Genomic DNA, 5,440 nt, shown 5'->3' on the forward strand with positions numbered 1-5,440 from the left:
ATGCCGAACTCAGAAGTGAAACGCCGTAGCGCCGATGGTAGTGTGGGGTCTCCCCATGCGAGAGTAGGACACTGCCAGGCATCAAATAAAGCCGAAAGCCCTGAACTGACGTTCAGGGCTTTTTGCTATGCGCAAAATAAATCCCCTGATCGTATCTATTGCTTAGAAAAATACCTATTTCAGCGGACGTTGCTTATTTACATAAGCACGTATAATGCTTTTGAGCAGGAGAATAACCAGCTCAATATATAATTGATAGATTCAGATTATTATTTAAATAATAAAAATGCCTATTTATGAACATGTTGATAAGAATTATCCTGTTATATCAAAGATAAATCCTAATTCTTCAGTGCATTACTCGATAAATTTCACGTTAATTAAAACAAATATTAGCCAGACGCTTCGAATCGAGTAGACTAAGCAAAAGATTATTTCCGCATGGGTACTGAACGTTATGTCTACTGAAAGCGCGTCCTTAAAAAACCACAATACTTTTGCGCTCCCGGTCAACGCAGCGCACCTGGTCATCGCCGATAGAATTGAGTTGATGCTCAAAGTCTGGCAACAAACGCGCAAGCGTCAGGAGCCGCTGCTGATTCTCGGTGAAGGTAGCAACGTACTGTTCCTGGAAGACTTTTCGGGTACGGTCATGGTTAACCAACTGAAGGGCATCGATGTTCGAGAAGATAACGATGCCTGGTATCTCCATGTCAGCGCCGGTGAGAATTGGCACGATCTGGTGCAATATACGCTGCAGGCCGGGATCTGCGGGTTGGAGAACCTGGCGTTGATTCCTGGATTGGCCGGCTCCGCGCCTATCCAGAATATCGGTGCCTATGGCGTCGAATTGAAAGATGTCTGTGAGTATGTCGACCTGCTGGACTTCTCTACGGGTGCCATCGATCGCATTCCGGCAGCCGATTGTGGTTTCGGCTATCGGGAAAGCATTTTCAAGCATCGCTTCCAAACTGGGCATGCCATTGTCGGGCTGGGTCTGCGTCTGAGCAAGCAGTGGCAACCCAAGCTGAGCTATGGCGATCTGGCCAAGCTGGATCCCGCCACGGTGACGCCACTTCAGGTATTCGAATCCGTGTGTGCCATGCGCCGCAGCAAGCTGCCGGACCCGAGTGAAACCGGTAATGCCGGCAGTTTCTTCAAGAATCCGCTGGTGAACGCGGGTAAAGCCGCAGAACTCATCGCACAATATCCCGGCATGCCGCATTATCCACAGCAGGATGGCCAGGTGAAGCTGGCCGCTGGCTGGCTGATCGATCAGTGCGAATTGAAGGGCTATCGCATCGGTGGTGCCGCCGTACACCGCCAGCAGGCGCTGGTGCTGGTGAATATCGATAATGCACATAGTCAGGATGTGGTGGCTCTGGCGCGCCATGTACGTAAGACAGTGGCCGATAAATTCGGCGTATGGCTGGAACCTGAGGTGCGTTTCATTGGCGCGACCGGTGAATTGAACGCTGTGGTGGTGCTGTCATGAGAGATACCAAGGTCCCGTTAAAACTGATCGCGCTACTGGCCGACGGTGAATTCCATTCCGGGGAACAGCTCGGTGAGTCATTGGGCATGAGCCGCGCCGCGATCAATAAGCATATTCAAACCGTTCGCGAGTGGGGGCTGGATGTCTTTACTGTACCGGGGAAAGGATACAGCTTGCCTGCTCCCATGCAGCTCTTGGAAGCGGAACGCATTCTTAGCGGGCTGGACGACAAGCGAGTTACCGTGCTGCCGGTCGTAGACTCTACCAATCAATATTTGCAGGACCGTATCGAAACGCTGCAATCCGGCGACGCCTGCGTCGCTGAATACCAACAGGCAGGACGAGGACGCCGCGGGCGGCAGTGGATCTCGCCGTTTGGCGCCAATTTATACCTGTCGATGTTTTGGCGATTGGAACAGGGGCCAGCTGCGGCAATGGGGCTGAGCCTGGTGATCGGCATGGTGATGGCGGAGGTCTTGCAGCGTCTCGGCGCTAAAGACGTGCGAGTCAAATGGCCCAACGATCTTTACCTGAACGATCGCAAATTGGCAGGGATTCTGGTCGAGTTGACGGGGAAAACCGGCGACGCGGCTCAGTTGGTCATCGGCGCCGGCATTAATTTGGCGATGCGGGATACCAATGCGAGTGGGATCAATCAAGGTTGGATTAACCTGCAAGAAGCCGGCATTAACATCGATCGTAATGAGCTGACCGCCACTCTGCTTAATGAATTGCGGCAGTCCTTAAAACAATTCGAGATAGATGGGCTGGCGCCATTTATTGGCCGTTGGCGCACGCTGGATAATTTTATCGACAGACCGGTCAAACTGCTGATTGGCGAGCGACAGATTGTGGGTATCGCCCGGGGTATCGACTCGCAAGGTGCACTTCTGCTGGAACAAGAAGGGGAAATCAAACCCTTTATCGGCGGAGAGATATCGCTGCGCAGCGCGGAATAGTGAGAAAAGACAAGGGGACGGCAGCGTCCCCTTGATCGTTCGGTAGGCTTATTTTCTTAAACGCACGCTTTCAACGGCATGGTTGGCACTTTTGGTCATAATCAGGCTCGCGCGTTCGCGGGTAGGCAGTATGTTCTGCTGCAAATTCAATCCATTGATTTCATTCCATAATTGCGTGGCGATATTAATCGCCTCCGGTTCCGGCAATTTTGAATAATTATGGAAATAAGAATCAGGATTGGAAAATGCGCCCTGACGGAATTTCAGGAAACGGTTGATATACCAGCTTTGCAATAGCGTCTCCGGCGCATCGACATATATGGAGAAGTCGACGAAGTCGGAAACGAATACGCGATGTGGATCGTGAGGATAATCCATACCGCTTTGCAATACGTTAAGCCCTTCCAGGATAAGAATGTCCGGCTGTTCGATGACTTTATTACCTTCGGGCACAACGTCATAGATCAAATGGGAATAAACCGGGGCGGTGACGCGTTTGGCGCCGGATTTCACTTCCGACACGAACTTCACCAGGCTATGCATATCGTAAGACTGCGGGAAGCCTTTTTTCTTCATCAAACCGCGTTCGTTCAGCACCTTGTTTGGGTGCAAGAAGCCGTCGGTCGTGATCAGCTCAACGCTGCGGTGTTCCGGCCAGCGGCTCAGCAGCGCCTGCAACAGACGTGCGGTCGTGCTCTTGCCGACGGCTACGCTGCCGGCGATGCCGATGACATAGGGAATCTTTTGCCCGTCGGTGCCGAGGAATTGTTCCAGTACCGCCTGCCGGCGCAGGTTGGAACTGATATAGAAGTTCAACAGTCGTGACAGCGGCAGATAAATCTGCGCAACTTCTTCCAACGAGAGATCTTCGTTAATCCCTTTCAGTTTAACGATCTCTTCTTCCGACAACGTCAGCGGCACCGAATCTCGCAACGCAGCCCACTGGGTACGATCGAACTGTAGGTAAGGCGTTGCTAAAGATTGATCTCTTTTTATCATAAGCCAAATTCTGCCTGTTAACGCAGGTTGGGAAAGGCGCCGGACGCCAACTCCAGAGAATAAACAAGCTGCATATTATAGACAGCTTCGTTTTTGGCGTAGACTTTTTTCGCAAAAGTTGTCGATAGGCAGCAGTTTATGTCAATTGTGCGAAGCGGCGCGCAGTTGATATAGCGGGATTGCAAGGCGGTATCATAGAGTCAGGATACCGCCTGAAGGTTAGCTGGCGATAGCGCGTGAAGACGGGGTCACGGTGAACAGACGTTTGTAATAAATGACGGTTGAGTGGTAATAGCCATCGGGTCCGGCCGCATAGTCAGGCATTTCACCCAGGCAGCGATAGCCCAGACTGCGATAAAGTGCTTCTGCCGCCGAACCGGCCTGTGTATCCAGATACAGTAGCCCGCGCTGCTGTTGCAGTGCCGCTTGCTCCAACGTCTTCATTAGCGCCAGGCCTACGCCGTTGCGACGAGCGCGGCTATGAACCAGCAGTTTCACCACCTCCGCACGATTACGGCCATTTGGTTTCTGGCAGAGCTCGAGTTGAACGGTGCCAACGACGCCGCGTTCGTCGCGGGCAATCCACAATAGCAGCTCGCCCTTGGCCAAGGCCGGACGCAGGCTGTGGAAGTAACTCTCGGCGTCTTCATGCGGGATTAAGGTGTCGTAGCCCACTGAAGCGCCGTGGGTGACCGCATCGGTCAACAGGCGAGCCAATTCATCGCGATAAATCGGGAGCGTAGCGGCGTTGATAGGCACTATTTTCATCGGTCATTCCTCCAGATATGGGGGTAATGAAGATAAGCAATAACTGCGCCAGAGCGACGAAAGGCATAGCCACGGCGAAAGGGCGAGGAATAAGTGTAGTTCACGCCACTAACCAGGGCAGCCATCCTCTTTTTGGTGCATCGATCCCGCTCACGGTTTACCGTCGCGGGTTACGTGTTTTGAGAAGCCCGACACGTAGAAAGGGGCGTTCAAAGCTTGCAAAAAGTGGATAAAATTGTAGAGAATGATTGTCGTAAGTGATGAATGTTTGCACGCCACAGGCTGCGAATTGCATGACAGCATGCAAAATTGACTGATTTGTGAGCGAAAGTGCGCGTAAAGCAATTTTTTTGTTGCATAGGTCGCCCGCTCTACCTAGAATGCGCTGCACTTGATGCCGGCTTAGCTCAGTAGGTAGAGCAACTGACTTGTAATCAGTAGGTCACCAGTTCGATTCCGGTAGCCGGCACCATTCAAGTCACAAAGAGTAAAAATCTGGTGGGGTTCCCGAGCGGCCAAAGGGAGCAGACTGTAAATCTGCCGTCACAGACTTCGAAGGTTCGAATCCTTCCCCCACCACCAAATCTTGCCTTCGGCGATTAACTGAGATGCGATAAACACCGCAACGGTTGATGGCGGGAGGAGAGGGCGAAAGCCTTCGGCAAGGTTCGAGTTGTGCAGCGCGAGGCGCAGCCGGCCCGAAGGATACGAGCCGAGTGATGAACAATCCTGCTCTATCCCCAAAATTCTACAGAAAAATCAGGTAGCCGAGTTCCAGGATGCGGGCATCGTATAATGGCTATTACCTCAGCCTTCCAAGCTGATGATGTGGGTTCGATTCCCACTGCCCGCTCCAAGATGTGCTGATATAGCTCAGTTGGTAGAGCGCACCCTTGGTAAGGGTGAGGTCGGCAGTTCGAATCTGCCTATCAGCACCACTTCTTAATTTCTCGCCCCCTGATTTTCTTTCTGTTCTGGATTCAACGAGCAAATGCTTGGTTGATGTGGTGATACCACCGATTTATCCGTGTCTTAGAGGGACAATCGATGTCTAAAGAAAAGTTTGAACGTACAAAACCGCACGTTAACGTCGGTACTATCGGCCACGTTGACCACGGTAAAACTACCCTGACTGCAGCGATCACTACCGTTCTGGCTAAAACCTACGGCGGTTCTGCACGTGCTTTCGACCAGATCGATAACGCGCCAGAAGAAAAAG

General features: G+C 51.9%; 6 protein-coding genes, 4 tRNA genes and 1 other RNA gene. 9 read left to right on the forward strand and 2 right to left on the reverse strand.

What is annotated here, in order from left to right; all coding sequences use genetic code 11:
* From J9788_RS24845 to birA, 3 genes are all read left to right on the forward strand, one after another.
* Positions 1-252 (forward strand): hypothetical protein (locus J9788_RS24845; RefSeq protein WP_209333070.1); only part of this gene is annotated, 252 nt, incomplete at its 5' end.
* Between the two features lie 205 nt (positions 253-457).
* Positions 458-1,495: a UDP-N-acetylmuramate dehydrogenase gene (murB, locus tag J9788_RS24850; RefSeq protein WP_046899369.1), complete on the forward strand. Its 1,038-nt coding sequence runs from the start codon at positions 458-460 to the stop codon at positions 1,493-1,495.
* Positions 1,492-2,454: a bifunctional biotin--[acetyl-CoA-carboxylase] ligase/biotin operon repressor BirA gene (gene birA, locus J9788_RS24855; protein ID WP_046899368.1), complete on the forward strand. Its 963-nt coding sequence runs from the start codon at positions 1,492-1,494 to the stop codon at positions 2,452-2,454. The genes murB and birA overlap by 4 nt, the downstream gene beginning before the upstream one ends.
* Before the next feature lie 48 nt (positions 2,455-2,502).
* Here birA and coaA read toward each other — a convergent pair whose 3' ends face one another.
* Positions 2,503-3,453 (reverse strand): type I pantothenate kinase, encoded by a 951-nt coding sequence (gene coaA / locus J9788_RS24860; RefSeq protein WP_025304936.1) that lies wholly within the window; start codon positions 3,451-3,453, stop codon positions 2,503-2,505.
* A 219-nt stretch (positions 3,454-3,672) separates the two neighbouring features.
* Entirely contained in the window at positions 3,673-4,221 is a 549-nt protein-coding gene (locus J9788_RS24865) for a GNAT family N-acetyltransferase (RefSeq protein ID WP_033644356.1), read from the reverse strand.
* A gap of 396 nt (positions 4,222-4,617) precedes the next feature.
* Between J9788_RS24865 and J9788_RS24870 the strand changes: the two genes are divergently transcribed.
* The 6 genes from J9788_RS24870 to J9788_RS24895 form a co-directional block, all read left to right on the forward strand.
* Positions 4,618-4,693: transfer RNA gene (locus J9788_RS24870), tRNA-Thr, on the forward strand.
* A 25-nt stretch (positions 4,694-4,718) separates the two neighbouring features.
* Positions 4,719-4,803, forward strand: a tRNA-Tyr gene (locus J9788_RS24875).
* A 46-nt stretch (positions 4,804-4,849) separates the two neighbouring features.
* Positions 4,850-4,965, forward strand: a non-coding RNA gene (locus tag J9788_RS24880) — RtT sRNA.
* A gap of 37 nt (positions 4,966-5,002) precedes the next feature.
* Positions 5,003-5,077 (forward strand) — tRNA-Gly (locus tag J9788_RS24885).
* A gap of 6 nt (positions 5,078-5,083) precedes the next feature.
* Positions 5,084-5,159 (forward strand) — tRNA-Thr (locus J9788_RS24890).
* Positions 5,160-5,268: 109 nt separating this feature from the next.
* A partial coding sequence (locus J9788_RS24895; RefSeq protein WP_227255718.1) for a GTP-binding protein occupies positions 5,269-5,440 on the forward strand: 172 nt, incomplete at its 3' end.

The sequence above is a fragment of the Serratia sp. X10 genome (assembly GCF_017811775.1).
In the GTDB taxonomy this organism is placed as follows: domain Bacteria; phylum Pseudomonadota; class Gammaproteobacteria; order Enterobacterales; family Enterobacteriaceae; genus Serratia; species Serratia ureilytica.